This is a genomic window from Mycetocola tolaasinivorans (assembly GCF_003667565.1).
Classification (GTDB): domain Bacteria; phylum Actinomycetota; class Actinomycetes; order Actinomycetales; family Microbacteriaceae; genus Mycetocola; species Mycetocola tolaasinivorans.
On sequence record NZ_RCUX01000008.1, the window covers coordinates 87,825 to 114,064 of the forward strand.

General features: G+C 66.7%; 19 protein-coding genes. 10 read left to right on the forward strand and 9 right to left on the reverse strand.

Translation table 11 applies throughout. The features are described from left to right. Positions 1–114: 114 nt before the first annotated feature. On the forward strand, positions 115–2,337 hold the full coding sequence (locus D9V32_RS11270; protein WP_121649002.1) for an FAD/NAD(P)-binding protein: 2,223 nt from the start codon (positions 115–117) through the stop codon (positions 2,335–2,337). After that, a complete protein-coding gene (locus tag D9V32_RS11275; RefSeq protein WP_121649003.1) occupies positions 2,334–3,482 on the forward strand; it encodes an FAD-dependent oxidoreductase in 1,149 nt (382 codons plus the stop codon). Before D9V32_RS11270 ends, D9V32_RS11275 begins: the two co-directional genes overlap by 4 nt. 15 nt (positions 3,483–3,497) lie before the next feature. On the opposite strand, the gene D9V32_RS11280 is transcribed toward D9V32_RS11275, so the two are convergent. The 3 genes from D9V32_RS11280 to D9V32_RS11290 form a co-directional block, all read right to left on the reverse strand. After that, positions 3,498–4,109, reverse strand: a complete 612-nt coding sequence (locus D9V32_RS11280; protein ID WP_220700700.1) for a GNAT family N-acetyltransferase — start codon at positions 4,107–4,109, stop codon at positions 3,498–3,500. A 45-nt stretch (positions 4,110–4,154) separates the two neighbouring features. Further along, a complete protein-coding gene (gene dinB / locus D9V32_RS11285; protein ID WP_121649004.1) occupies positions 4,155–5,435 on the reverse strand; it encodes a DNA polymerase IV in 1,281 nt (426 codons plus the stop codon). Between the two features lie 62 nt (positions 5,436–5,497). Next, positions 5,498–6,802 (reverse strand): ROK family protein, encoded by a 1,305-nt coding sequence (locus D9V32_RS11290; protein ID WP_121649005.1) that lies wholly within the window; start codon positions 6,800–6,802, stop codon positions 5,498–5,500. Positions 6,803–6,999: 197 nt separating this feature from the next. Between D9V32_RS11290 and D9V32_RS11295 the strand changes: the two genes are divergently transcribed. From D9V32_RS11295 to D9V32_RS11315, 5 genes are all read left to right on the forward strand, one after another. Beyond that, on the forward strand, positions 7,000–7,926 hold the full coding sequence (locus D9V32_RS11295; protein WP_121649006.1) for a dihydrodipicolinate synthase family protein: 927 nt from the start codon (positions 7,000–7,002) through the stop codon (positions 7,924–7,926). Between the two features lie 140 nt (positions 7,927–8,066). Then, complete coding sequence (locus D9V32_RS11300; RefSeq protein WP_183086288.1) at positions 8,067–9,620, forward strand: ABC transporter substrate-binding protein; 1,554 nt, start codon at positions 8,067–8,069, stop codon at positions 9,618–9,620. Between the two features lie 72 nt (positions 9,621–9,692). Then, complete coding sequence (locus D9V32_RS11305; protein WP_121649008.1) at positions 9,693–10,634, forward strand: ABC transporter permease; 942 nt, start codon at positions 9,693–9,695, stop codon at positions 10,632–10,634. Further along, on the forward strand, positions 10,631–12,514 hold the full coding sequence (locus tag D9V32_RS11310) for a dipeptide/oligopeptide/nickel ABC transporter permease/ATP-binding protein (protein WP_245982278.1): 1,884 nt from the start codon (positions 10,631–10,633) through the stop codon (positions 12,512–12,514). Before D9V32_RS11305 ends, D9V32_RS11310 begins: the two co-directional genes overlap by 4 nt. Then, positions 12,511–13,335: an ATP-binding cassette domain-containing protein gene (locus D9V32_RS11315; protein ID WP_121649009.1), complete on the forward strand. Its 825-nt coding sequence runs from the start codon at positions 12,511–12,513 to the stop codon at positions 13,333–13,335. Before D9V32_RS11310 ends, D9V32_RS11315 begins: the two co-directional genes overlap by 4 nt. A gap of 123 nt (positions 13,336–13,458) precedes the next feature. Here the strand turns inward: D9V32_RS11315 and D9V32_RS11320 are convergent, their stop codons facing one another. Beyond that, positions 13,459–14,937 (reverse strand): amino acid permease, encoded by a 1,479-nt coding sequence (locus D9V32_RS11320; protein ID WP_121649010.1) that lies wholly within the window; start codon positions 14,935–14,937, stop codon positions 13,459–13,461. Positions 14,938–15,229: 292 nt separating this feature from the next. On the opposite strand from D9V32_RS11320, the gene D9V32_RS16260 reads away from it, so the two are divergent. Continuing rightward, entirely contained in the window at positions 15,230–15,922 is a 693-nt protein-coding gene (locus D9V32_RS16260) for a DUF3800 domain-containing protein (RefSeq protein WP_183086289.1), read from the forward strand. A gap of 162 nt (positions 15,923–16,084) precedes the next feature. Here D9V32_RS16260 and D9V32_RS11330 read toward each other — a convergent pair whose 3' ends face one another. From D9V32_RS11330 to gatC, 4 genes are all read right to left on the reverse strand, one after another. Then, the gene (locus D9V32_RS11330) at positions 16,085–16,753 is read right to left on the reverse strand and encodes a hypothetical protein (protein ID WP_121649012.1); all 669 of its coding nucleotides are present in this window, start codon (positions 16,751–16,753) and stop codon (positions 16,085–16,087) included. 109 nt (positions 16,754–16,862) lie between these two features. Next, a complete protein-coding gene (gene gatB, locus D9V32_RS11335) occupies positions 16,863–18,365 on the reverse strand; it encodes an Asp-tRNA(Asn)/Glu-tRNA(Gln) amidotransferase subunit GatB (RefSeq protein ID WP_121649013.1) in 1,503 nt (500 codons plus the stop codon). 2 nt (positions 18,366–18,367) lie between these two features. Continuing rightward, positions 18,368–19,879 (reverse strand): Asp-tRNA(Asn)/Glu-tRNA(Gln) amidotransferase subunit GatA, encoded by a 1,512-nt coding sequence (gene gatA / locus D9V32_RS11340; RefSeq protein WP_121649014.1) that lies wholly within the window; start codon positions 19,877–19,879, stop codon positions 18,368–18,370. Next, positions 19,879–20,178: an Asp-tRNA(Asn)/Glu-tRNA(Gln) amidotransferase subunit GatC gene (gatC, locus tag D9V32_RS11345; RefSeq protein ID WP_121649015.1), complete on the reverse strand. Its 300-nt coding sequence runs from the start codon at positions 20,176–20,178 to the stop codon at positions 19,879–19,881. Before gatC ends, gatA begins: the two co-directional genes overlap by 1 nt. Positions 20,179–20,339: 161 nt before the next feature. Here gatC and D9V32_RS11350 point away from each other — a divergent pair, with 161 nt between their 5' ends. Then, a complete protein-coding gene (locus D9V32_RS11350; protein WP_245982280.1) occupies positions 20,340–22,043 on the forward strand; it encodes a long-chain-fatty-acid--CoA ligase in 1,704 nt (567 codons plus the stop codon). 65 nt (positions 22,044–22,108) lie between these two features. On the opposite strand, the gene ligA is transcribed toward D9V32_RS11350, so the two are convergent. Then, complete coding sequence (gene ligA / locus D9V32_RS11355; RefSeq protein ID WP_183086297.1) at positions 22,109–24,403, reverse strand: NAD-dependent DNA ligase LigA; 2,295 nt, start codon at positions 24,401–24,403, stop codon at positions 22,109–22,111. Positions 24,404–24,740: 337 nt separating this feature from the next. Between ligA and D9V32_RS11360 the strand changes: the two genes are divergently transcribed. Next, positions 24,741–26,189, forward strand: a complete 1,449-nt coding sequence (locus D9V32_RS11360; RefSeq protein ID WP_121649017.1) for a sugar porter family MFS transporter — start codon at positions 24,741–24,743, stop codon at positions 26,187–26,189. The last annotated feature ends 51 nt before the right edge of the window (positions 26,190–26,240 follow it).

The following is a 26,240-nucleotide window of genomic DNA, read 5'->3' on the forward strand; positions in this document are numbered from 1 at the left end:
GACGCTAACACCGGATTCCGCCGCTCGACAATGGCCCCCATTCACAGTTCGTCACGCGCCAGCGTGGGAGGTCACACAGCGGATTTTTTCGCGCGGGGTGATTAGCCTGCTGGAATGTCAGACCCCATCACTTCGTCCCCGTCCTCCCCCGCCGTCTCGATCGCCGTGATCGGTGCCGGGCCGCGCGCGGTGGGCGTTATCGAGCGGATTGCCGCGAATCTTGACGAGCTCTGGACGCCCGGAACACCCCTCGAGGTGCACCTGATTGATCCGCATCCGGCCGGCCCCGGGCGTATCTGGCGCTTTGCCCAGTCTCCGCTGTTGAAGCTGAACTCGATGGCGGCGGACGTCACGATGTTCACCGATGAGACCTCCACAATCGAGGGCCCGGTGCGTCCCGGCCCCGCGCTGGTGGAGTGGGCGGCGCGGGTCAGTGCGGGCGAAATCACCCTGCCCGCGGCGGGGCCTGGTGGCGCAGCCGGTCTCGACGATGCGCTGTGGCGCGAGGTGCGGGCGCTCGGGCCGGCCAGCTTCCCCACCCGCAGGCTGCAGAGCCTGTATCTACGCTGGTTCTTTGAGGGCGCCCTCGCCGAGCTGGGGGTGGATGTCAGCGTACGCGAGCACCGGGCGCGTGCACTGGACGTAGAGGACACCGCGGACACCCGGCAGCGCGTCCGTCTCGATGATGGGTCCGAACTCACCGCGGATCTCGTGCTCTACTCCCTCGGCCACACCGGGGTGACCGCCGAACCCGCGCACGCCCGGCTCGCCGACTTCGCCGCGCGCCACGATCGCTACTACCTCCCGCCGGCGTTCACCGCAGATGCGGATACCCGCCCGATCGCGGCCGGCGAGCGGGTGCTGGTGCGCGGGTTTGGCCTCGCCGCGGTGGACCTCATCGTGCTGCTCACGGAGGGCCGCGGCGGCGAGTTTGTGCGTTCCGAAGACGGCGGATCGCTCACGTATGTGCCCTCCGGCGAGGAACCAAAAATCGTTGTGGGATCCCGCCGCGGGGTGCCATATCACTCCAAGATTGGTTCGGCCATCGTTGGCGAGGCTCCCGCCCCGCGTTTTCTCACGCCCGCAATCGCCGCCGAGCTCGAGGCCCACAGCGAATCGCTCGACTTCGGGCGAGACATCTGGCCCCTGATCGCGAAGGACATGCTCTGGGGCTACTATCGCGAGCTCTTTACCGGGCATGCGGATCGGGTGTCCGGCAGCTGGCAGGACTTCGCCCGCGCGTACGAGGGCATCGATCCGCGAGCGGTGATCCTGGCGGGCCCCTCGGCCGGGGCCGCCGAGAAGACCGGCACCGCGACCGGCACCGCCGCCGATGCCACGGCCGGTACCCGGGCCAGCACTACCGCCGGTCGCACGAGCGGGCATCCCGTTCCGCGGGGCACCGACCCCGCCGAGGAGGCACGGCTGCGCGCCGAAGCCCGGGCACTGACCGAACTCATCGAGTCCCGGGTGCCGCACGAGATTGATCGCCTGTTCCTACCCGAACTGGATCGCCCCCTCGCCGATGCCCGGTTCGACACCGCGGAGGATCTTCAGGCGGCGGTGCGCGCGTACATTCGGCGTGACCTCACGCTGCGCACCCGCCCCGAGCACAGTGCCACGCTGGGCCTGTTTCTCTCGATCCTGACCTCGATGTTCGTTTTTGCCGAGCTGGTGGCCTCGCCGAAGTGGACCGCGAACTCCCGGGTTTCCGACATTCACGGCTGGTGGCAGGGCTACTTCTCCTTCATCGCGAGCGGCCCGCCCGCACACCGGCTGGAGGAGCTGCTTGCGCTCTCGGAGGCGGGCATCGTCGATTTCCTGGGCGGTGAAATCTGGGTTGATACCGACGAGGTGGGCGGGGTGTTCCGTGCGGGAAGCGCGAACCACCAGCGCATCGTGACCGCCACCGCACTGGTGGATGCCCGCCTGCCCGACACCAGTATCGCCCGCAGCGACAGCGAGATTCTGCTGAACCTGCTCGGATCGGGCCATGGAATCGAGGAGATCGCACGCGATCCCGAGGCACCGCCCGGTAACATCGGCGGGGTGAACACCACCATCCAGTCCGCGGCCACCGGACGGCTCACCGTGCGCGCGGCGGATCGCCGCGTGGTGCGCTCCTCGGGCACACCCTCCGAGCGGCGCTATGCCATCGGCCCGTACACGAACTCGCCGTTTGTAGGTGCGTTCTCGCGCCCACGCACAAACGCGGTGGCGTTCCGCGAAAATGATCGAGTCGCCCGAGCCCTCCTCGCGCACGCGGCCGAAATTGCACGGGTGAGGTCCGAGGTTTTTGAGCCCGAGCTCATCGGGACCGCGGCGGAGTCTCGATGACCGAGACCGTCGACACCGTCGTGGTCGGCGGCGGGGCGATGGGCTCCGCCGCGGCGCGCGAGCTGGCCCGCCGCGGCATAGAGGTGATCCTGCTGGAGCGGTTCTTCCCCGGTCACACGCGGGGTGCGTCCCACGGGGCCTCGCGCAATTTCAACCTGTCCTACGCCGAGCCGGTGTACCTCGACATGCTCGCCGCGGCCCTACCCGCCTGGCGCGAGCTCGAGGCGGAGACCGGAACCGCGCTGCTTGATCAGGTGGGGGTGGTCAATCACGGACACAACCCGGCCTTCGATGCGGTGGCCGAGATGCTTCCCACGTTTGGATTCGACGCCCGGTTCCTCGATCTCGCCGAGGCGGGGCGGCGCTGGCCCGGCATCCGATTCGATCAGCGCGTGCTCTACACCCCGCAGGCCGGGCGACTCAACGCCGACGCCGCGGTGGCCGCACTCCAGAAATCGGCCCGAACGCACGGCGCCCGGGTACGGCACGGCTCCCGCGCCACCCGTATCACGGTGCTCGGGGAGGACCGCGTGCGCATCGAGGTGGTGCGGCAGGGCCCCGATGGCGAACGGATCGCCGACCCCGAGATCATCGAGGCTCGGCGCGCGGTGGTCACCCTGGGTGCCTGGACCACCCGGCTTCTGGGGGACGCCCTCGCGCTGCCCACCCTCACGGTCACGCAGGAGCAGCCCGCCCACTTTGCCGAGCGTGAGCCGGGCCTGATTTGGCCAGGATTCAACCACACGCCCGCACCCGGCGATGAGCGCTACGGATACTGGCACACCCCCGTGTACGGCATGCAGACTCCGGGGCAGGGCATCAAGGCGGGCTGGCACGGAGTCGGTCCGCTCATCGACCCGGATCGCCGCACGTATCGCAGCGAACCCGGGCAGCTCGAAAACCTTCGCCGCTATGCGCGCGATTGGCTGCCCGGTGCCGACGCCGAAAGCCTCACCGAGATCAGCTGCACGTACACAACCACCGCGGATTCGAACTTTGTGATCGATCGAATCGGCCCGGTCGCGGTTGGCGCGGGCTTTTCCGGGCACGGCTTCAAGTTCACCCCGGTGGTCGGCACCTATCTGGCCGACCTGGTGCAGGATCGCGAAGCACCGAGTCTGTTCGCCCTCGACGCCCGGCGATAGGATCGGCTGCCGCGGCTAGGCCGCAGTGCTTTCCCCGGAGAGCAGGTGGCTAAATGCCACGCGTGCCTCGGCGCGCTCGGCATCGTATCCCCGCTGAATGTCCTCGGCCTCGAGCGGTGCCTCGGTGAGCGACTTCGCGAAACCGTACACGCCGATCTCGTCGGCGGTGGCGTCGACGTCAAACAGCGGCGTCCAGCCGGCACCGAGGTACAGGCGCACGGCCTCGGGCTGACGCGGGCCGGTGGTCAGATACGAGCGGACGTATCCGCGGCGACGCGATTCGTCTTCCAGCTCGGTGAGCACCCGCTTGGCGAGGCCCTGCCGGCGGTGGGCCGAAGACGCCCAGATGCGCTTGAGTTCGGTGGTGCGGTCGTCAAGAATCTTGAATGCGCCGCCCGCCACGGCCACACCGTCGCGCAGCAGGAGCACGAAGGCACCGAGCGGCGGCAGGAAGGTCTCGGCCGGATAGCGGTACAGCTCGGCCGAGGCGGGCTCACCAAAAATGCTGCCGTAACGCTGATCGTACTCCTCGGCGAGCTCGGTAAAGAGCGGCAGCGCGCGCGGGTCCTCGGGCGAGACGTAGACGAATTCTTCGCGCGCGGGGGTGGTGTTTTCGGGCAGTGACACGGGTACTCCAGGGTGTGATGAGGGGGCGGCGCTTTGGAGCGGGGCCTAGTGATCGTAGGGTTCGATGTGGTCGCGGACGATGCCGTGTGGCGGCACCGAGGGGGTCGGAGCGGCGCGGTCCAGGAGCGAGGCCGACATGATGGCGGCGGAGCCAAACCGGGCACGCAGCGAGTCGATCGTGGTTTCGGCCTCCCGCCACTCCTCGTCGGGATCCCAGAGGGCGGCACGCGGATCGGTTCCGGTCTGGAGCTGTTCCCCGCGCACACCGATCAGGCGCACCGGCCGGCCGGCGATCTCGAGGGCATCCACCATATCGCTGGCCTCCTCGTAGATGCGCCGGGCCACGTGGGTGGGTTCGGCGAGGGTGCGCGAGCGCGAGAGGGTGGTGAAGTCGTCAAAGCGCACCTTGATCGCGACCGTGCGCGCCGACATCTCGGCCGCGCGCAGCCGCGCCGCAACGCGGTCGCTCAGGCCGAGTAGCTCGCGTCGGATCGCCCGCGGGTCGGTGATCGAGTGCTCAAACGTGACCTCGTGCCCGATGCTCTTCTCGGCCGCAACCGCGGGTTCGACCCGGCGCGGGTCGTGCCCGCGAGCCAGCTGCTGCAGCTTGAGGGCCGTGGCGGGGCCCACCGCACGCACGAGCTGACGCTCGGGGGCATCGGCCACATCGGCCACCGTGCGCAGAGCGAGACGTTCGAGGGACTCCGCGGTCTTCGCCCCCACTCCCCAGAGGGCGCGGATAGGCAGCGGGCGAAGGAAGGCGACCGTCTCGGACTTCGGGATCACGAGCAGGCCGTCCGGCTTGCCCTTACCCGAGGCGATCTTGGCCACGAACTTGGTGGCGGCGATGCCCACGGTGCAGGCGAGCCCGGTCTGTTCCCGTACCCGACGCCGGATCTCGTGCCCGATCTCGGTGGGGCTGCCCAGAAGGCGACGCGCGCCCGAGACATCGAGGAAGGCCTCGTCGATGCCGAGGACCTCGACCATGGGTGTCATCTCGCGGAAGATGTTCATCACGATGCCGGAGTAGTGCCGGTAGGCGGTGAAATCGGGCTCGATCACGAGGAGGTTTGGGCACAGTTGCAGCGCCCGGGCCATCGGCATGGCCGCGTTGACCCCGTAGCGGCGGGCCGCATAGTTGGCGGTGGAGACCACGCTGCGCCCCGCCACGTGCCCGATCGCGACCGGGCGATGGGCGTCTTCGGGGCGATTCAGCAGCGACACGGAGGCGAAGAAGGCGTCCATATCGATGTGCATGATGGGGGTCTCGCTATCGTCGGCGTCTACCGCCGAGACCACCCGCTCACGCCCATCCTGCTTACTCACGCTTCCATTGTCCCACTCACCCCCGACATTGCGACCGAGAGTGAGCTGAGTGCCGGAGCTGGCTACCGCCGCGCGGCCTCCGGCACCGTGATCGGGCCGGTTCTCGGCAGCCCGATCCCGCAGGATCCCGCGTCCAGGGACTCCGCCGCGAAGATCCGTTCGAGGGCGAGCACGAGCCCGCCCGCGGCACCGGAGAGGTGGCCGTGATGTGGCATGGATACCTCGAGCGTGTGCGTGGCAAGCGGCAGCGAGCGCTGATACACGGCACCGCGCACCCCGGAGAGGATGTCGTCGCTGACGGCGGCAATCGAGCCGCCGAGTACGATGCGCGCCGGGTTGAAGAAGTTGACGATCCCGGCGGCGGCCTCGCCCACGGCGGAGGCGGCCTCGCGCAGGATGCGCACGGCCACCGGCTCGCCGAGGCGCACGGCCTCCTCAAACTCGTCGAGGCCCGCATCGGTGAGCCCGAGTTCCTCGTTGCGCAGCCGTACCAGCGCCGTGGTGGTGGCGATGGTGGCGAGGCAGCCGGTGTTTCCGCAGGTGCAGGGGGCATCGCCCGCGGCTCGACTCCAGACGTGGCCGAGGTCCCCGGCCGCGTCGTTCGCCCCGCGATACGGCCGGCCATCGGCGGTGACGATGCCCGCCTCGATGCCCGAGGCCACCTTGATATAGATCAGCGGCAGCGAGCGTTCGGTTCCGCGGCGCGAGCGCGCCTCCCCGAGCGCGCGCAGCCCGACGTCTTTCTCCACGGTGACCGGGCAGCCGAGGCCACGACGAAAGGCGTCGGCGAGGGGAAACTTGGTCCAGCCCCGCAGGATCGGTGGGCGCGACATTTCGCCGCGGCGGGCGTCGACCGGGCCCGGCACACCGATCACACACATGCGCAGCGGCCCCACGCGCTCCAGGTTTTCCTTGACCAGGGCGACGCAGGCGCGCACGAGCTCGGGCACGCTGGTTTCGGGGCCGGCCGAGAGATCCAGGGTGAGCGAGCGCGAGGCGATCGTGCGCTGCTCCATGTCGTAGAGCGAGATCTGGGTCGAGGCGATTCCGAGATCGGCGACGAGCACGCTCCCGTAGGCGGGGTTCAGGGCCAGGGAATCGGAGGGCCGCCCGCGGCCGCCGGGGAGCGTCTCAGTTTCCCCCTCTCGGAGCAGCACGTTGCGCTCGAACAGGTAGTCCACACCCGTCGTGACGGTGGTGCGGGACAGACCGGTTTCGCGGGCGAGCGCCGATCGGGTGGTCGCGGTGCCGCTCGCAATCAGGCGGGCAAACGTACTCGCAGCCTCGGCGGTGGGGAGTCGGGCGGCGACGCGGGGGGCGTGCAGGCGCACCCCGCGTATTTCTGAAACGTCCTCATTGAAGTCCATGCAGACACCCTATATTTATGACCGCAAAAAGCACAAGAGTGTACTTGTTGAGCATTGATTAATCTTCTACAGTCGAAAATGTGATCGGCAAGGACGCTTGACCCAGGTGTTGCGTGCCGCACTCGCCGGCCCCATCCGGGCTGGCACCCCGACCTTCGCCCTTCCCCGGGCACCGCGATAACCCAAGGAGCACCTCGATGACGAGCAACAAACTCATGACCAACGCCGTATGGCCCGTCATGCTGACCCCGATGAACGCCGACCGCACGATCGACTGGGCCGGCGTGGACCGCGTGACCGACTGGTACATCAACGCCGGCTGCGAGGGCCTGTTTACAAACTCGCGTTCGAGCGAGGTCGAGTTCCTCACCCCCGACGAGCGCGTCGAACTCGTCCGCCGCGTCGTGGCCCGTGCCGACGGCCGCGCCGCCGTGGTCGCCACCGGCACCTTCGGTCAGAGCGCCGCCGAGGAGATCACCTCGATCAAGAAGGTGCACGACGCCGGTGCCGACGCCGTGGTGATCCTCACCAACCACCTGGGCGAGCCCGGTGCCTCCGAGGCCGAGTGGTCTGGCCAGCTCGAAACCATCGTCGAGGGAACCGGCGACATCAAGCTCGGCTTCTACGAGTGCCCGACCCCGTGGAAGCGCCTCATCCCGGCGAACGTCTATGGCTGGGCCGCCCACACCGGACGCTTCGTGTTCCACAAGGACGTCAGCCACTCGGTGCCGGATATGACCCGCAAGCTCGAGGCCTCCGCGGGCACCCCGCTGCGCCTCTACAACGGTCAGATCTCCTCGGTCATCGAGTCGATGGCGCTCGGTGGCCGCGGCCACTCGGGGTACGCCTCAAGCCTGTACCCCGAGCTCGTGGTGTGGCTGTGCGCGCAGAACGGCGCCGACAACGAGCAGACCCGCCTCGTGCAGCGCCTGCTGACCGTGGCCGAGCGGATGATCAACGTCAACTACCCGAGCTCGGCCAAGCAGCTGCTCGCCCAGCGCACCGGAATGCCGATCACCGCGGCCAGCCGCATGCCCGGCGCCTACCCGCTGGACGACCACGGATTTGCACCGCTGCAGAACATGACCGAACTGATCGAGTCGCTGGATCTCACCCTGGCCTAGGCACCACCTTCGCCCCTCGCCGGATGGCGGCGCCGGCCCCCTCGGCCCGCCATCCGGAATCCCCTCCCCGCGACAACGATGATGTCCGTCGCTGCCGCCACCCGAGTAACCCCCGCACTACCCGTGACAAAGGAGTCAACATGAAACCCATTCGATCGCGCCGCTCGCGGCTCGTGGTGGTCGCCGCCGCGGCGCTCAGCCTCGGCCTCGTTCTGACCTCGTGCGCCGGCACCCCCGGCACCCCCGGCGGAGGATCCGGCGATGGTGCCGCCCCCACCTCGCTCACCCTGGCCATCGGTCAGGACAACAACTCGTTTGATACCGCGCTGCTCGAAAACGGGCATCGCGCGCAGTACTGGCTCCCGGTGTACGACACCCTGCTGCTGATGGATAAGGACGCCCAGATTCAGCCCGGCCTCGCCACCTCCTGGACCTACAACGACGATCACACGGTGCTCACCCTCGAACTGCGCAAGGACGTCAAGTTCTCGGACGGTGCCGCGTTTAACGCCGCCGCGGTCAAGGCAAACGTCGAGCATCTGAAGGCCGGAACCGGCCAGAACAGCGTGATGGTTTCGACCGTTGAGCGGGTCGAAACCCCCTCCGAGTATGTGGCCGAGCTGCACCTCTCGGAGCCGAACCCCGCCCTGCTCGCCTACCTCACCTTCGTGGCCGGCGCTCAGGGCAGCCCGGACGCACTGAACAACGCGGACTTCGCCACGAAGCCCGTGGGCTCTGGCCCCTACCTGCTGGATGCGGCGAAGACCGTGCAGGGCACCGTCTACTCCTACACCCGCAACCCGGACTATTGGAACAAGGACGCCTTCCCGTACGACACGATCGAGCTGAAGCCGATGGCCGAGGCCACCGCCCGCATGAACGCCCTGAAGGCCGGCCAGATCGATGGCGCATCGGGCTCCCCCGCCACCGTCGCCGAGGCGAAGGCAGCCGGACTCAACGTGACCCAGCAGCCGCTGGACCGCGAGGGCCTGCTGCTCGTTGACCGTGACGGCTCGGTCACCCCGGCCATGGGTGATGCCCGCGTCCGCCAAGCGATCAACCACGCGATCGACACCGAGGGCATCCTGAAGAGCATCCAGCAGGGCTTCGGTACCGCGACCGATCAGGTGTTCAACACCACGAGCGTTGCCCACGTCCCCGAGCTGGATAACGCCTACCCGTACGACCCGGCGAAGGCCAAGGCGCTCCTGGCCGAGGCCGGCTATGCAAACGGCTTCGACCTCCTCCTGCCGGAAAACGCCTCGGTGGCCGCAAACCCGATCATCGAGCAGCAGCTCGGCGAGGTCGGCATCCGCGTCACCTGGGACAAGGTGCCCAACGACTCCTGGATCACCGCGATCCAGTCGGGCAAGTACTCGGCGTTCTGGATGCGCCTGACCGCGGGAGACCCGTGGTGGGACGTGCAGAAGAGCATCCTGCCCGAGGGTGTGTGGAACGTGTTCGACAACACCAACCCCGAGCTTCAAGCGCACATCGATGCGGCCCGCACCGCCTCGGATGACGCCGCCTACGCGAGCGCACTGCAGGACGTCAACCGGTGGCTCGTGAAGGAGGCCTGGTTCCAGCCCTGGTTCGTGGCCGACACCGTCTACTTCACCGCAAAGAACGTGAACGTAACGATGCACCCGCAGAACGTCGTGCCCTACATCCGCGGCTTCGCCCCGGCCTCCTAACCGGTTCCGACCTCCCCATTGCCGGCCGGGTGGCGCTCACGCGTCGCCCGGCCGGTGGACCGAAAGGCTCCCATGGTCTCCTTTATTGTGAAACGAATCCTCGCCGGGGTCGTTCTCATCTTCGCGATCACGGCCATCGTGTTTGCGCTCATGAGCATCTCGAGCGAGAACATTGCCCGCACCATTCTGGGCGAATTTGCCACCCCCGAGCAGGTAGCCGCGAAGCAGGCCGAGCTCGGCCTCGATCAGCCGCTCCTCGCCCAGTACGGCTCCTGGGTATCGCAGGCGCTACAGGGCAACCTCGGGGTTTCCTGGTTTACCGCCGAGCCGGTATCCTCGGCCATCCTGAACCGCATCTCCCTCACCCTCTCGATCGTCGTCGCCGCCATCGTGGTGGCGATCATCATCTCGGTCACTCTCGGCGTGATCGCCGCCGTGCGCGGCGGCGTCATCGACCGCATCGTTCAGCTGTTCTCGGTGGTCGGTGAGGGCTTCCCCAACTTCTGGATCGCGCTCGTGCTGGTATCCGCCTTCTCCCTCTCGCTCGGCTGGTTCCCGCCCACCGGGTTTGTGCCGTTTACGCAGTCCCCCGCCGGTTGGCTCGCGACGATCGCACTGCCGGTGGCCGCCCTCGCGTTTGGCGGTATTGCCGGCGCAGCACAGCAGGTGCGCAGCGCCCTGATCGACGTCCTCAGCCGCGACTACGTGCGTACCCTGCGGGCCCGCGGCATCCCCGCGCACCGGGTGGTTCTGCGCCACGCGCTGCGCAACGCCGCCCCGCCCGCGATCACCGTGCTGTCGCTGCAGTTCATCGGCATGATCAGCGGCGCGATCATGATCGAGAAGGTGTTTGCTCTGCAGGGGCTCGGCACCCTCGCCGTGACCGCGGCGATCCGCGGCGACGTGCCCACCATCATGGGTGTCATGGTCACCATGTCCCTGATCGTGGTCATCATCAACCTCCTCGTCGACCTCCTCAACGGGTGGGTCAATCCGAAAGCGAGAGTCCAGTGACCCAGACACTCCTCCCCTCCGCGGCCCCCTCGCCGCGTGCGCCCCGGCTCGGCGTTATGCGCCGGCTGATCCGCAATCCGCTGTTCTCGGTGCCGGCGGCGGTGCTCCTCCTGATCGTGCTCGCGGCGATCTTCGCCGACCTCATCGCCCCGATGAGCCCCACCACCGCAAACCTCAGCGCGGTAAACATTGCGCCGGGCGGCGAGTATCTGCTTGGCGGTGACGGCGCGGGACGCGACGTCCTCAGCCGGCTGATTTTCGCCGGCCGCCTGACCCTGCTCGGCTCGGCCACCACCGTGGGCGTGGCCATCGCCCTCGGCGTGACCGCCGGCCTCATCGCCGGTTATGTGGGCGGCTGGTTTGACCAGATCGGCGGCTGGGTCGCAAACCTCCTGATCGTGCTCCCCGGCACGATCGTGCTGGTGGCGCTGTTCGCCGTGGTGGGCCCAAACGTGATCCTCACGATGGTGATCCTCGGCTTCATGATGGCCCCGAACTTCTTCCGCGTGGTGCGTAACCAGGTCATCGCGGTCAAGAATGAGCTGTACGTGGATGCCGCCCGGGTATCCGGGCTCTCAAACGGACGGATTATTGCGCGGCATATCCTCTCGGTCATTCGCGCACCCATCATCATTCTGGGCGCTTCGGTGGGTGGCGCCGCGATCGTGGTGCAGGCGGGTCTGGAGTTCCTCGGGCTCGGCGATCCCTCGACCCCGACCTGGGGTGGAATGCTGCTCGACGCCTTCAACAACCTCTACGTGGGGCCGCACCTGATGTGGCCGCCCGGCATCATGATCGGTATCACCGCGATTTCGCTGCTGCTGATTGCCAACGCCGTGCGCGATGCGTTGGCCGGAACCGATCGCTCGAGCCGGCGCCCGCGTCGCCGAACGGCGATCTCCCCGGTGACCGGTGCTCCGCGCAGTACGGCACCCACCGCGGTTCTTCCCGCGGCGGCCGGGCAGCCCGAACCGCTGGCCTCCACCGCGGCGATCAGTACGCTGGATGCCCCGGCGATCCTGAAGGACACCGCGGAACACGGCGTGCTGGAGATCTCGAACCTGAAGGTGGCGTATGCCACCGGCCGCGAGGAAACCGAGGTGGTGCACGGGGTCTCGCTCACGCTTGAACGCGGGACGATCCTCGGTCTCGTGGGTGAGTCCGGCTCGGGTAAAACGCAGATCGCGCTGTCTACCCTGGGCCTGCTGCCCGCGGGTGGTGCCGTGACCGGCGGAAGTATCCGCATCAACGGTCGCGAGATCGTGGGTGAGCGGGAGCGCGTGCTTTCCGAGCTGCGCGGCAAGACCATCGGGTACATTCCGCAGGAGCCGATGAGCAACCTTGATCCCTCGTTTACGATCGGATCTCAGCTCGTCGAGCCGATGCGCCTGCGTGGCGACCTCTCGAAGGCGGCGGCGAAAGCGCGCGCACTCGAACTGCTGGATCGCGTGGGGATCGTTGACCCCGCGCGCGTGTTCAAATCGTATCCGCACCAGATCAGTGGCGGTATGGCACAGCGCGTGCTGATTGCCGGTGCGGTGGCCTGCGAGCCCGAGCTCCTGATCGCCGACGAGCCGACCACCGCGCTGGATGTGACCGTGCAGGCGGAGATTCTGGAGCTCATCCGAGACCTGCAGCGCGAGCGCAATCTCAGCGTGCTGATCGTGACGCACAACTTCGGTGTGGTGGCGGATCTCTGCGACAGCGTCGCGGTGATGCGTTCGGGTGAGATCGTGGAGCACGGCAGCGTGGCGGATATCTTCGCGCGGCCGCGTCACGAATACACCCGTCTGCTGCTCGGATCGGGGCTCGAAAACGCACCGATCCGCACGCTGGCCGCGGCACCCGCATCGTCCTCAACCGTTTCGGAGGAATCATGACCGCACCACTGCTCTCGGTAACGGGCCTCAACGTGGACTACCGTACCGGCCGCCGACGCTCCTTCCGTGCGCTAACGGACATCAACATCGAGATCGCACCCGGCGAGACCCTGGGCCTCGTGGGTGAGTCCGGTTCGGGAAAGACGACGCTCGGCCGCGCGGTGCTGGGGCTCGCCCCGGTGAGTGCGGGCAGCATCCAATTTGCCGGGAATGAGATCGGGCAGCCCTCCCCCGCGCAGCGGCGAAAGCTGAGCCGTGACCTGCAGGTGGTCTTCCAGGATCCCTACACCTCGCTGAATCCGGCGATGCGGGTGGGCGACATTCTGGCCGAGCCGCTGCGTGCGCAGGGGGTATCGCGGGCGCAGGCTCGGGATCGTGTGGCGGGCCTGCTGGGCGAGGTGAACCTGCCGGCGGATGCCGCGGATCGTTTTGCCTCGGAGTTTTCCGGTGGGCAGCGGCAGCGGGTGGCGATTGCCCGGGCACTCGCGATTCAGCCGCGACTGATCGTGTGTGATGAGCCGGTGTCGGCGCTGGATCTCACCACCCAGGCGCGGGTGCTGGATCTCTTTGCGGAGATTCAGGATCGCACCGGGGTTGCGTACCTGTTTGTCTCGCACGACCTCGCGGTGATTCGCGCGATTAGTCACCGGGTTGCGGTGATGTATCGCGGGGCGATCGTCGAGCAGGGCCCCACCGAGCGGGTCACCGAGCATCCGACGCACCCGTACACGCAGACGCTCCTGGCCGCCTCTCCGGTGCCGGATCCCGAGCGCCAGCGCGAGCGCCGCCTCGCGCGGCTCGCCCTGGCGGCGAGCGCGTAGCTGTTAGCTGTTAGCTGTTAGCTGTTAGCTGTTAGCTGTTAGTAAGGATTCAAGACCGCCGGGTTTCATCGGGATGGGCGATGAAACCCGGCTCCTGCTGTTAACCGGTCTGTCGCGCCTTCGCTAGGAACGCGGGGGCTCGTCCACCGGCGCGTTCGTGGCGGCATCGGTTCGGTGTCTCGGGCTGTTGGGATTCAGGAGCGAGTTACGGCGGGAGTATCCGAAGTAGACGGCGAGCCCGATCACGAGCCAGACGAGGAAGCGCACCTTGGTGAGGCCGTCGAGCTGGTAGATCAGGAATCCGGACGCGAGGATTCCGAAGGCGGGCACGATCGGAAACAGCGGAATCTTGAAGGAGCGCTTGGCGTCGGGACGGGTGTATCGGAAGACGATGACGGCGATACACACGACGATGAAGGCGGAGAGGATGCCGATGTTGGTGAGTTCGGCGACCTCGCGGATGGGGTACACCCCGGCGAGGAATGCCGCTGCACACCCGGCGATCCAGGTGACGCGGTTGGGCACGCCGCGCTTGTCGGTGTGGGCGAACCAGCGCGGCAGCAGGCCGTCTCGGCTCATGGAGTACCAGACGCGGGAGACACCCATGAGGAAGGTCAGGACCACGGTGACGATGGAGACCACGGCGAAGATCGAGATGATCGTGGCGATGTTTTGGAGCCCCACGCTGTTGAATGCGGAGGCGAAGCCGGCGCGGGTGTCGATGTCGGCGTAGTGCTGCATCCCGGTGAGTACGAGGCTCGCGGCAATGTAGAGCACGAGTGCGATGCCGAGGGAGAGCACGATGGCCTTGGGCATGTGTTTGGGCCCGTCCTTGGCCTCCTCGGCGGCGGTGCTCATGGCGTCGTATCCGAACACCGCGAAGAAGACGATCGCGGCTCCGGTGACGACGGAGGTGAAGCCGTTGGGCATGAAGGGGTCGTAGTTGTCGGTGTTGATGAAGAACACTCCGAGGCCCACGATTCCGAGCACGAGCGCGACCTTGATGACCACGGCGATGAGTTCAAAGCGGCCGAACGCACGTGCCCCGCGGCTGAGTATCCAGGTGACGATGAGGCACACCATAATGGCGGGGAGGTTGATGAATCCGCCCTTGCCCTCGTCTACCGTTGAGGTCAGCCAGATGGGCAGTTCCAGCCCGATTCCGCTGAGGAACGCCTGGAAGTATCCGGCCACGCCTATCGAAACTACGGCTGCCACGGCGATGTACTCCAGCAGGAGGTCCCAGCCGATGAACCAGCCGACGAGCTCCCCCAGCGCGACGTATCCGTAGGTGTAGGCCGAGCCCGCGCGCGGCACCATTCCGGCGAACTCGGCATAGGACAGTGCGGCCGCGGCGGATGCGAGCCCGGCAATCAGGAACGAGAACATCACGGCCGGCCCCACCCCGGGCATATCCTCGCTCCCGCGGGCAACGAGCCCGGCGAGGGAGAAGATGCCCACGCCGAGGATGCCGCCGATGCCGAGCGCGGTGAGGTGCCACAGGCCGAGGGTCTTCTTGAACGGGCTGTTGGCGGCGTCGGCCACGATCTGATCGAGTGGCTTGCGTCGGGTCAGGGATCGAAGGAACTGGCGCTCGGACATCGAAGGCTCCGCATCATTGTGGATTGAACCGCCTCCGCACGGTGCGAAGATCAGGTTCACAGCCTAGGTTCGACCGCCATACCCCGTCCCCTATCTGCCCTGGGCTCACAGGAGATATCAGGTGCACGCCACCACCAGTCGTATGGCTGGACAGACTGGCTGTGGCCTGCATCGCCGATCACCGCATAGGTCCTGAGGGATCAGAAGATTTCAAGGGTTTTCTCCGTGCATAGGAGCATCAATAACCCGAAAATGGTGAGAAACGGAGCGACGTCAAAAGAAGGGAAACTAGGTGTCCTCATCGGCTTCATCCCGCGCAGCGACCTACGTATTTGTCGATGAGTCGGGAAATCTAGATTTCGGGCGAAAGGGCACCAGCTACTTTGTCGTATCCGCAATCATCACGCAGAAGCCCTCAAGGTCGGCCGCGGTCTTGCAAGAGTTGCGGTATGAACTCCTTGCCCAGGGATCTGACCAGCTCGAGTTTCATGCAACAGAGAATTCTCGAGGGACCCGAAAACGAGTGAGTGACGCGATTCAGGGCATCGATTGCATTCGAGTTCATAGCATTTACGGACATAAGGGACCGCTTAGGCACGATGCCCCGGATCCAGCGGAGTACTTCGAAAGGTTTGCCGAGGCTCTCGGGATGTGGCTTACAGAGACACTCGTGACCTCGTCTGATCGTGTGCTGATCAATTTCGATTCCGTGCTGACAAAAGGGCAGCGGGGAAAGCTGATGCAGCGTCTCAAGGCTCGACTGAATGACACATCTCAGAGCTACCGAATATCGTTCATGCCCGTCAAATCAGACTTTAACGGGCAGATCGCCGACTATTTTGCGTGGTCTCTATTTCGTCAGCTCGAGCGCCTCGACGATCTTCCGCTTCGAGCGCTCAGCGGAATCACCCAGGAGGTCAGGGAACTCGACGAGCAATCGAGGATCAGTATTGAGGATCAACATCGTCATCCCGGTGAAAAATGACCACCCCGCCTAGCCTTTCGGCAGAACCTTCTGGGGTTCTTATCAGCGGGGTGGGACGTTTGACCCAATCCTACGACCTGCCTCCCTCATCCACAACGCACAAACCTTCGCACTTGTTACGTGCAGACTGACAGAAACTGCGACACAGGGCCGGGCTACAGGCTAATCGCCGAACCTGACACGGAGGGCATCACGGATGCTCTGCGCCGTATATGCCTGCCCGGGGTGACGCCGTTCGGTTTCATCGGCGAGGGCGAGAATCGAATCAACCATGGCGGGTGTGCGGGAATCGGGGCACAGCAGGATCGCGAGTTCCAGCTGTCCCAACAGCGCAGAGCGTTTCGGCACGATCTCAAGATAGGTCTCCCAGCCGCGCGGATCGCCGCTCAGCGCCAGCAGATAGGCGGCCTCACCCCGTATTGGCAGATCCGAGTTCTCAATAAACGTTTCACCGGTGGAGAGAATCCACGCATCCCACCACGAACCGTCATCCTCGCGGCGGAGGTCTCCCCACATTGGGTGCACGATATAGCGTTCGTATGCGTTTCTCATCGTGTGGAGGAGGATCGCACGAGTCCGGGCATCAGCGGTATCGATAACAGGGTCGAGGAGGTCTCGAAAAGCCGGAGAGAGGAAATGGTTTCTGACGGAGAGGAGCATCCAGCTGAGCTCGGCACGAGCCAACCTGTTCAGTGCTCGTGCCGCGTGCAGGCGATCCTTCTCGCTGCTTGAATGCAGGTCTTCGTCAATCCGAGCAAGCTCGGCCTCCAGCGCCGCGGCCTTCCGGGCATACTTGTCCGATTGAAGTAACGAGATGATTTGCTGCTCCATGCTCGTTAGAGTAGCCGGAATCGCTCGCACATCGCAGCACCACGGCGAGCAAAAACGGCGGCCCGCCCTCCCCGAAGGGAGCGCGGGCCGCCGTGTAACGGGGCGTGAGCTACGCCTGCGCGGCGCGCTCCAGCAGGAGTTCGCGCACGCGGGCGGCGTCGGCCTGGCCCTTCATTGCCTTCATGACGGCACCGATCACGGCACCGGCGGCCTGGACCTTGCCCTCGCGGAGCTTTTCCAGGATGTCGGGCTGGGCGGCGAGAGCCTCGTCGATGGCGGCGATCAGCGCACCATCATCGCTCACCACGGCGAGACCGCGGGCGTCCACGACCTCCTGCGGCGAACCCTCACCGGCAATAACACCCTCGATAACCTGGCGGGCCAGCTTATCGGTCAGGGTGCCGGCCTCGACGAGCTTGGCGGTCGCGGCGACATTCTCCGGGGAGATCAGCGATGCGGCATCAACGCCCTGCGTGTTGGCGATTCGGGCGATCTCACCGGTCCACCACTTACGGGCGGCCTGTGCGGTCGCGCCGGCTGCGACGGTGGAGCTGATCTCAGCCAGCAGGCCACCGTTCACGACGTCCTGGAACTCGAGGTCGGTGAAGCCCCACTCGCCCTTGAGGCGACGGTTGCGGGCGGCGGGTGCCTCGGGCAGCTCGGAACGCAGCTGCTCGATCAGCTCGCGGCCCGGAACAACGGGCAGCAGGTCGGGCTCGGGGAAGTAGCGGTAGTCATCCGCGTCCGACTTCGGGCGGCCGGCGCTGGTGGTACCGGTGTCCTCATGCCAGTGACGGGTCTCCTGGGTGATGGTGCCACCGGCCTCGAGGATCGCAGCCTGACGCTGGATCTCGTAGCGCACCGCACGCTCAACCGAGCGCAGCGAGTTGACGTTCTTGGTCTCGGTGCGGGTACCCAGCTTCTCCTGGCCGCGGGGGCGCAGCGACACGTTGGCGTCACAGCGCAGGTTACCACGCTCCATGCGAGCCTCGGAGATACCCAGCGAGATCGCGATCTCACGCACTACGGCCACGTAGGCCTTGGCCAGCTCGGGGGCGTTGTGCTCGGCACCAAAGATGGGCCGGGTCACGATCTCCACCAGCGGCACACCCGCGCGGTTGTAGTCCACCAGCGAGGCGGAGGCACCCTGGATGCGGCCGGCCGAACCACCCACGTGGGTGAGCTTTCCGGCGTCCTCCTCCATGTGCGCACGCTCGATCGGCACGTGGAAGATGGTGCCGTCGGCCAGCTCAACCTCGACCGAACCGTCATAGGCGATCGGCTGGTCGGACTGGGTGATCTGGTAGTTCTTGGTCATGTCCGGGTAGAAGTAGTTCTTCCGGGCAAAGCTCGAGGTCTCGGCGATCTCGCAGCCGAGGGCGAGGCCCAGGCTGATCGAGTAGCGCACGGCCTGCTCGTTGACCACCGGCAGGGTGCCCGGCAGGCCGAGGTCCACCGGGGTGATGTTGGTGTTGGGCTCGGAACCGAACTCGTTCGGTGCCGACGAGAACATCTTCGTCTTGGTACCGAGCTCGATGTGAACCTCGAAGCCGAGTACGGGCTCGTACAGTTCGAGCGCGCGCTCGAAGGAGAGGATCTTGTCCTTGGCCATGTTTACTTTCCTCCCAGGGCGGGTGCCTGCGAAATGAGGGTGTGTCCCCAGCCCTCTTCGAGGCGAGCCTCGATTGCGGCGGCGACGCGGTACAGACGGTCATCGGCGCGAACCGGAGCCATCAGCTGCAGACCGGTGGGCAGGCCATCCTCGGGTGCGAGACCCATCGGGATGCTGATTCCGGGCACACCCGCGAGGTTCGCGGGAATGGTGGTGATGTCGTTGAGGTACATCGACAGCGGGTCGTTCACGCGCTCACCGATCTTGAAGGCGGTGGTCGGGGCCGACGGCGAGGCGATCACGTCCACCTGGTCAAACGCGGCGTTGAAGTCGCGCTGAATCAGGGTACGGACCTTCTGCGCGCTACCGTAATAGGCGTCGTAGTAACCCGAGCTCAGGGCGTAGGTACCGAGGATGATGCGGCGCTTGACCTCGGGACCGAAGCCGGCCTCGCGGGTCGCGGCCATGACGTCCTCAACGGTGCCGCCACCCTGCGGGTGCACGCGCAGTCCGAAGCGCACGGAGTCGTAGCGGGCCAGGTTCGAGGAGGCCTCGGCCGGCAGGATCAGGTAGTACGCGGCAACGGCGTACTCGAAGTGCGGGGCGTCGATCTCGACGATCTCGGCACCGGCACCCTGCAGTAGGGTCAGGGTCTCGGCAAAGCGCTGCTCGACACCGGCCTGGAAGCCCTCGCCGGAGAACTGCTTGACCACGCCGACGCGCAGGCCCTTGAGGACCTCGCCCGACTGGCCCTCACGGGCAGCGGCGGCCATCGATACCCAGGACTCGGGGATCGAGGTGGAGTCGCGGGCATCGTGCCCACCGATGACGTCGTGCAGGAGCGCGGCGTCGAGGACGGTCCGGGTGACCGGGCCAATCTGGTCCAGCGAGGAGGCCAGGGCGATCGAACCGTAGCGGCTCACGCCACCATAGGTGGGCTTCACGCCGACGGTACCGGTGACGTGGGCGGGCTGGCGGATCGATCCACCGGTGTCCGAACCCAGGGCCAGCGGTGCCTCGAAGGCGGCCACGGCCGCGGCCGAGCCACCACCGGAACCACCGGGGATACGGGAGAGGTCCCACGGGTTGTGGGTCGGGCCGTAGGCCGAGTGCTCGGTGGAGGAACCCATCGCGAACTCGTCCATGTTGGTCTTACCGATGGCGATCAGGCCGGCGGCGCGGGCACGCTCCACCACGGTCGCATCGAACGGGGACATGTAGCCCTCGAGGATCTTCGATCCCGAGGTGGACGGCATGTCCGTGGTGACGAGGACGTCCTTCACCGCGAGCGGCACACCGGCCAGCTCGTGCAGCTGCTCGCCGGCGGCGCGACGCTCGTCGATACCGCGGGCGGTCTCCAGCGCCGAATCCGACACGTGCAGGAACGCGTGAACGTCGCCATCAACGGCGGCGATGCGGTCCAGGTGGGCCTGGGTGGCCTCCACAGCGGAGACCTCACCGGCGGAAAGCTTGGCGGCCAGCTCGGCCGCGGACAGGCGAATCAGGTCGCTCATTACTGCTCCTCCCCGAGGATCGCGGTGACCACAAACTTGCCGTCCTGCTGCTCGGGCGCATTCTGGAGCACCTGCTCCTGGGTGAGGGTCTCCCCCACCACGTCGGCGCGCAGCGCATTGGTCAGCGGGATCGGGTGGCTCGTGGCGGGCACGTCAGCGGTGGCCACCTCCGAAACCTTCGCGATGCTGTCGACGATCTGACCCAGCTCGGTGGTGAGGCTGGCGATTTCGTCCGGGCTGAGGTCGATCCGGGAGAGCGACGCGAGGTGCGTCACGAGCTCCGGGGTAATTTCCGACATGTAGCTCCATCTCAGAGGGTGGGAAGAATCGTTCCAGTCTATCGCGGGGTGCCGCCCGATCTCTTCCCGCCACCGCAAATCCGGGGAGTCGAGGCGGTGAGCCTGGCACCACGCCCCGATTTTCCTCCGAAAATCACGCCGGTCTGCGTAGTATGGGGCGCGTGAACACGTCGTCTTTCGCTTCCGAAACCCGTCCCTGGCTCGCCAGCTACGCCGAAAACGTGCCCGAGGACATTGCCGTCCCCGAGGGTAACCTGGGCGCGCTCGTGCGCGGCTCGGCCGAGAGGTACCCGAGCGCCGTGGCGCTGGAGTTCTTCGGTGCCACCACCACCTACGCACAGCTGCAGGATCAGATCGAGCGCGTCGCCGAGGGTCTGCGCCGCCTGGGCGTGCGCCGCGGCGACACCGTCGCACTCGTGCTGCCCAACTGCCCGCAGCACATCGTGGCCTTCTACGCGGTGCTGCGCCTCGGTGCCATCGTGGTGGAACACAACCCCCTCTACACCCCGCGCGAGCTGCGCCACCAGTTCGAAGACCACCGTGCCCAGACCGCGATCGTCTGGGACAAGGTTGCCGAAACCGTGCAGGACTTCCCGGTGGACCTCGGCGTCCGCTCGCTGGTCTCGGTCAATGTGACCACCGCGATGCCGCGGGCGATGCGGGCCGCCCTACACCTACCCATCGCCTCCGCCCGCGCGTCTCGCAAGCAGCTGACCACCCAGGTCGAGAACACCATCCGCTGGGAAAAGCTCCTCAAGAATGATCGCATTTCCGCGGAGATCACCGAACCCGAGACCGCCGACACCGCGGTCATCCAGTACACATCCGGCACCACCGGCAGCCCCAAGGGCGCGGTGCTCAGCCACGCAAACCTGCTCGCCAACGCGATGCAGGCGCAGGCGTGGACCCCCACCATCACCCGCGGCGGCTGCGTGGTCTACGCGGTGCTGCCGATGTTCCACGCCTACGGCCTCACCCTGTGCCTCACCTTTGCGATGAGCATGGGCGCACGCCTCGTGCTCTTCCCGAAGTTCGATCCGGACCTCGTGCTCAAGGTCATGAAGAAGCACCCGCCGACGTTCTTCCCCGCGGTTCCGCCCATCGCCGAGCGGCTGATGCAGCGCGCCGTGGAGCGCGGCATCTCGCTCGAGGGCATCGAAATCGCGATCTCCGGTGCCATGCCGCTGCTCACCGAGCTGGTCGAGCCCTGGGAGAAGCTGAGCCGCGGATACCTCGTGGAGGGCTTCGGCCTCAGCGAGTGCTCCCCCGTGCTGATGGCCAACCCGGTCGCCGAAAACCGCAAGGCCGGCACCGTGGGCCTGCCGATGCCCGGCACCCTGCTCAGGGTGGTGGATCCGGACAGCCCCACGGTCGAGCTGCCGCTGGGCCAGCCCGGTGAGCTCCTGGTCAAGGGCCCGCAGGTGTTCTCGGGGTACTACCGCAAGCCCGAGGAAACCGCCGAGGTGTTCGTGGACGGCTGGTTCCGCACCGGAGACATCGTCACCATCGACGAGGACGGCTTCACCCGCATCGTCGACCGCATCAAGGAACTCATCATCACCGGCGGCTTCAACGTCTCGCCCTCCGAGGTGGAGGCAACCATGAAGACGCATCCGGCCATCGCCGACGTGGCCGTGGTGGGGCTCCCCTCCCCGCACTCGGGTGAGGACGTTGTGGCCGGCGTCATCGTGCAGGCCGGCCAGAGCCTCAACGAGGAGGAGGTGCGCGCCTGGCTGCGCGAACGCCTCACCCCCTATAAGGTGCCCCGCCGCATCGTGGTGCTGGACGAGCTGCCACGCTCGCTCATCGGCAAGGTGCTGCGCCGCGAGGTGCGCGCGAAGATTCAGGAGCTCGACGCCGCGTAGACCGCGACAACGAAGATCCCCCGGCGGCCGAAGCCTCCGGGGGATCTCTTCGTTATGCGAGCGTGCTACTCGGCGGCGTCCTCGGCCGTCGCTTCCCCGGCCTCGGCGGCGAGGAACCCGGGCCCCTCCACCACCAGGCGCGCAAACTGCGCGGCATCGAGCACCGGCACACCCAGCGCCTCGGCCTTGGCGAGCTTCGAGCCCGCGCCGGGGCCGGCTGCGACGAAATCGGTCTTCTTGGACACGCTCGACGCGGACTTTCCGCCCGCCGAGATGATCGCCTCCGCGGCACCCTCGCGGGTGAAGCCCTCGAGGGAGCCGGTCGCGACGATGGTCAGGCCGGTCAGGACGCCATCCGCCGAGGCGGCGGCACCCGGGCCGGGGTGGCCGGGGGTGGCCCACTGCACGCCGGCAGCGCTCCAGGAGGTGAGGATCTCCTCGTGCCAGTCGATCGGGAACCACTCCAGCAGGGAGTCGGCGATGGTGGGCCCCACCCCCTCAACCTCCGCGAGCTCCTCACGGGTGGCCGAACGGATGGCCTCGAGCGAGCCGAAATAGTCGGCCAGGGCGCGCGCGGCCACCGGGCCCACGTGGCGAATGTTCAGGGACACCAGCAGGCGCCACAGCGGCTTGGTCTTGGCGAGCTCCAGGTTGCGCAGCAGCTCCTCGGCGTTCTTCGAGGGCACCCACTCGGCGTCGCCGAAGAACTCGCCCTCGGGATCAAACTCGGGATCACGCTTGCTGCGCTTGCGACGGAACGGGTTCAGCCGCTTGGGCTCACCGGTCTTGTCATCAATGCGCGGCTCGCCCGTTTCGCCGTCACGCACCTCGACCACGATCGGGAAGATGTCTTCCAGGCGCAGCGCAAACAGGCCGGCCTCGGTGACGAGCGGCGGCACCTCGGGGAACACCGGCTGGGTGAGCGCGGCCGCGGCCACCTCGCCCAGCGCCTCGATGTCGAGCCCGCCGCGGGAACCGATGTGTTCCACCCGGCCGCGCACCTGCGCGGGGCACGAGCGGGCGTTCGGGCAGCGGAGGTCAATATCGCCCTCCTTCATGGCCCGCAGCTCGGTGCCACACTCGGGGCAGCCCGTCGGCATGACAAACGCACGTTCTGTGCCATCGCGCAGGTCGACAACCGGGCCCAACACCTCGGGAATGACGTCTCCCGCCTTACGCAGCACCACCATGTCGCCGATCAGCACGCCCTTCGCCTTCACGACGTCCTGGTTGTGCAGGGTAGCCTGAGCCACCTCGCTACCCGCCACACGCACCTTGTCCATGACCGCGTACGGGGTGGCACGGCCGGTACGGCCCACGCTCACCACGATGTCGCGCAGGCGGGTGTGGACCTCCTCGGGCGGGTACTTATAGGCCGTGGCCCAGCGCGGGGCACGGCTGGTTGCGCCCATCTCCGAGTGCAGCGCCAGCTCATCCACCTTGACCACGATGCCGTCGATCTCGTGCGAGAACGACCCGCGATGCGCGCCCACGTACTCGATCCGGTCGGCCACCTCGTCGATGGTCTCGTATACCCGGGAGTTCGGCGAGGTCGGCAGGCCCCAGCTCGCCAGCAGGTCGTACACCTCGGACTGCGCCGAAACCGGCGGGTTCTCCCAGGCACCGATGCCGTGCACGAGCATCGCGAGGCTGCCGAGGCGCGTCTTCATGGCCTCCAGCTGTGCCGGCGTCTTGCGGTCGGGCTTCTGGCGCAGCGAACCGCTCGCGGCGTTCCGCGGGTTCGCGAAGACCTTCTCGCCGACCGCCTGCTGGGCGAGGTTGATCTCGTCAAACTTTGCCACGGGGAAGAAGATCTCACCGCGCACCTCGACCAGCTCGGGGAGGTTCTCCCCGACGAGGCGATCCGGAATGCCGGGGATCAGTGCCACGTTTTCGGTGACGTCCTCCCCCACGACGCCGTCACCACGCGTGGCCGCGCTCACCAGCACACCGTCGCGGTATCGCAGGTTGATCGCCAGGCCGTCGATCTTCAGCTCGGTCAGGAAGCGGACGTCCCGGCCGGCGAGGGCGCGGGCCTTTTCGGCCCACTCGCGCAGCTCGTCGAGGCTAAAGACGTTGTCGAGGCTCAGCATGCGCTCGGCGTGGGTAACCTCGGAAAACAGGGTGTTCTTGGCGGCACCCACCGTGAGGGTGGGGCTGTCCTGGCTCTGCAGCTCGGGATAGAGGCGTTCGATCTGTGCCAGCCGGTGCTGCAGGGCATCGTATTCGGCATCCGTGACCGGGGCCGAATCGCCCCCGTAGTAGGCGTCTCGCAGCGAGAGAATCCGCTCGGTCAGCTCGGCCACCTCGGCGGCCGCGGCGGCGCGGTCCAGGTGTTCTACCTCGGCGAGGGTGTCGATCGGTACGGCCGTGGCGGCGAGCTCGATGTGCCCGCCGGGGGCGGGTTCGTTCCCGGACAAGGCGGCCTGGGGAGCGTCGGATCCTGCGTCTGTAGTCACGGTCTCATTCTACGAACGGCCTCAGACATCCACCACCCGCCTCGCTGATACACACTTTGTCTGGTGTTTGCCGTGAATTTTGATTAGATATCGGCCAGAGTTTCCGTGTTTTGCACAAACGTGCTTATGGTGTGAGACGTAGTAATTCGATCCACGGTGGCTCCGGGGGCAGCCGTAGGCCGAGCCCGACTCTTCACGGTCGGACGCGGGTTAATCCCCGAACGAGAAAAGAGAAGTCGTGTCCGAATCAAGGGGGCCGCAGTCAACTGCGGAACAAAAACAGCTTCATCGGCGTGTGGTGGGGGTCGCCGCAGCCGCAGCCGTAGGTGGATTCCTCTTCGGCTTTGACTCATCCGTTGTCAACGGAGCCGTCGACGCCATGCAGAAACACTTCGCACTCTCCGACGCACTCATTGGCTTCGCGGTCGCATCCGCCCTGCTCGGCTGTGCGATCGGTGCCTACTTTGCCGGCCGCATCGCCGACAGCCGCGGGCGCATCTTCACGATGCTGCTCGGATCCGCTCTCTTCCTGGTGTCCTCCTTCGGTGCGGCCTTCGCATTCGCACCCTGGGATCTGATCATCTGGCGCGTGGTGGGTGGCCTCGGAATCGGTATCGCCTCCGTGGTGGCACCCGCCTATATTGCCGAGGTTGCACCAAAGTATGAGCGTGGCCGTCTGGCCTCGCTGCAGCAGCTCGCGATCACCCTGGGTATCTTCGCCGCCCTGCTCTCCGACGCCTCCTTCGCCGGAGCCGCCGGAAGCGCCGAATCCGAGTTCTGGTTCGGGATCGAGGCCTGGCGCTGGATGTTCCTCGCCTGCGCGGTTCCGGCAATCGTCTACGGCATCCTGGCCCTGCGCCTGCCCGAATCCCCGCGCTTCCTCCTCATGCACGGCCGCGAGCCCGAGGCACGCAAGATCTTCGCCACCATGTGGAAGTCCGAGGACATCGAGGCCGCCGTCACCGAGGCAAACCGCGCCATCGAGGAGGACAAGACCACCAAGAAGGCCTCGCTGTTTGAGGGCCGTCGCCTGCTGCCGATCGTGTGGATCGGAATCATCCTGTCGGTGTTCCAGCAGTTCGTGGGCATCAACGTGATCTTCTACTACTCCACCACCCTGTGGAAGGCCGTCGGGTTCGACGAGAGCAACTCGCTGCTCATCGGCGTGATCACCTCCGTGATCAACGTGGCCGCCACCCTGGTCGCAATCGCGCTGGTGGACCGCATCGGTCGCCGCCCGATCCTACTCACCGGCTCGCTCGGCATGGGAATCTCACTCGGCGCCATGGCCATCGCGTTTGCGAACGCCACCGTCGTGAACGGCGAACCGCACCTGCCCGGTGCCTGGGGAACCGTGGCCCTGATCGCCGCCAACCTGTTCGTCATCTGCTTCGCCGCGAGCTGGGGCCCGCTGGTGTGGGTGCTGCTCGGCGAGATCTTCCCGGGTCGTATCCGCGGCAAGGCGCTCGGTGTGGCCGCGATGGCCCAGTGGATCGCGAACTTCCTCATCACCGTGAGCTTCCCGGTCATGGCCGCCGCCTCGCTGCCGCTGACCTACGGCATGTACGCGCTGTTTGCGTTTGCCTCGCTGGTGTTCGTCTGGTTCAAGATTCCCGAGACCAACGGTCTGAGCCTCGAACAGGCGGAAACCCTGTTCACGCGCAAGAACGTGTCGAAGAAGAACTAGTTCTCCCACAAAAAGGCGGCGACCGGAATTCCGGTCGCCGCCTTTTTGATT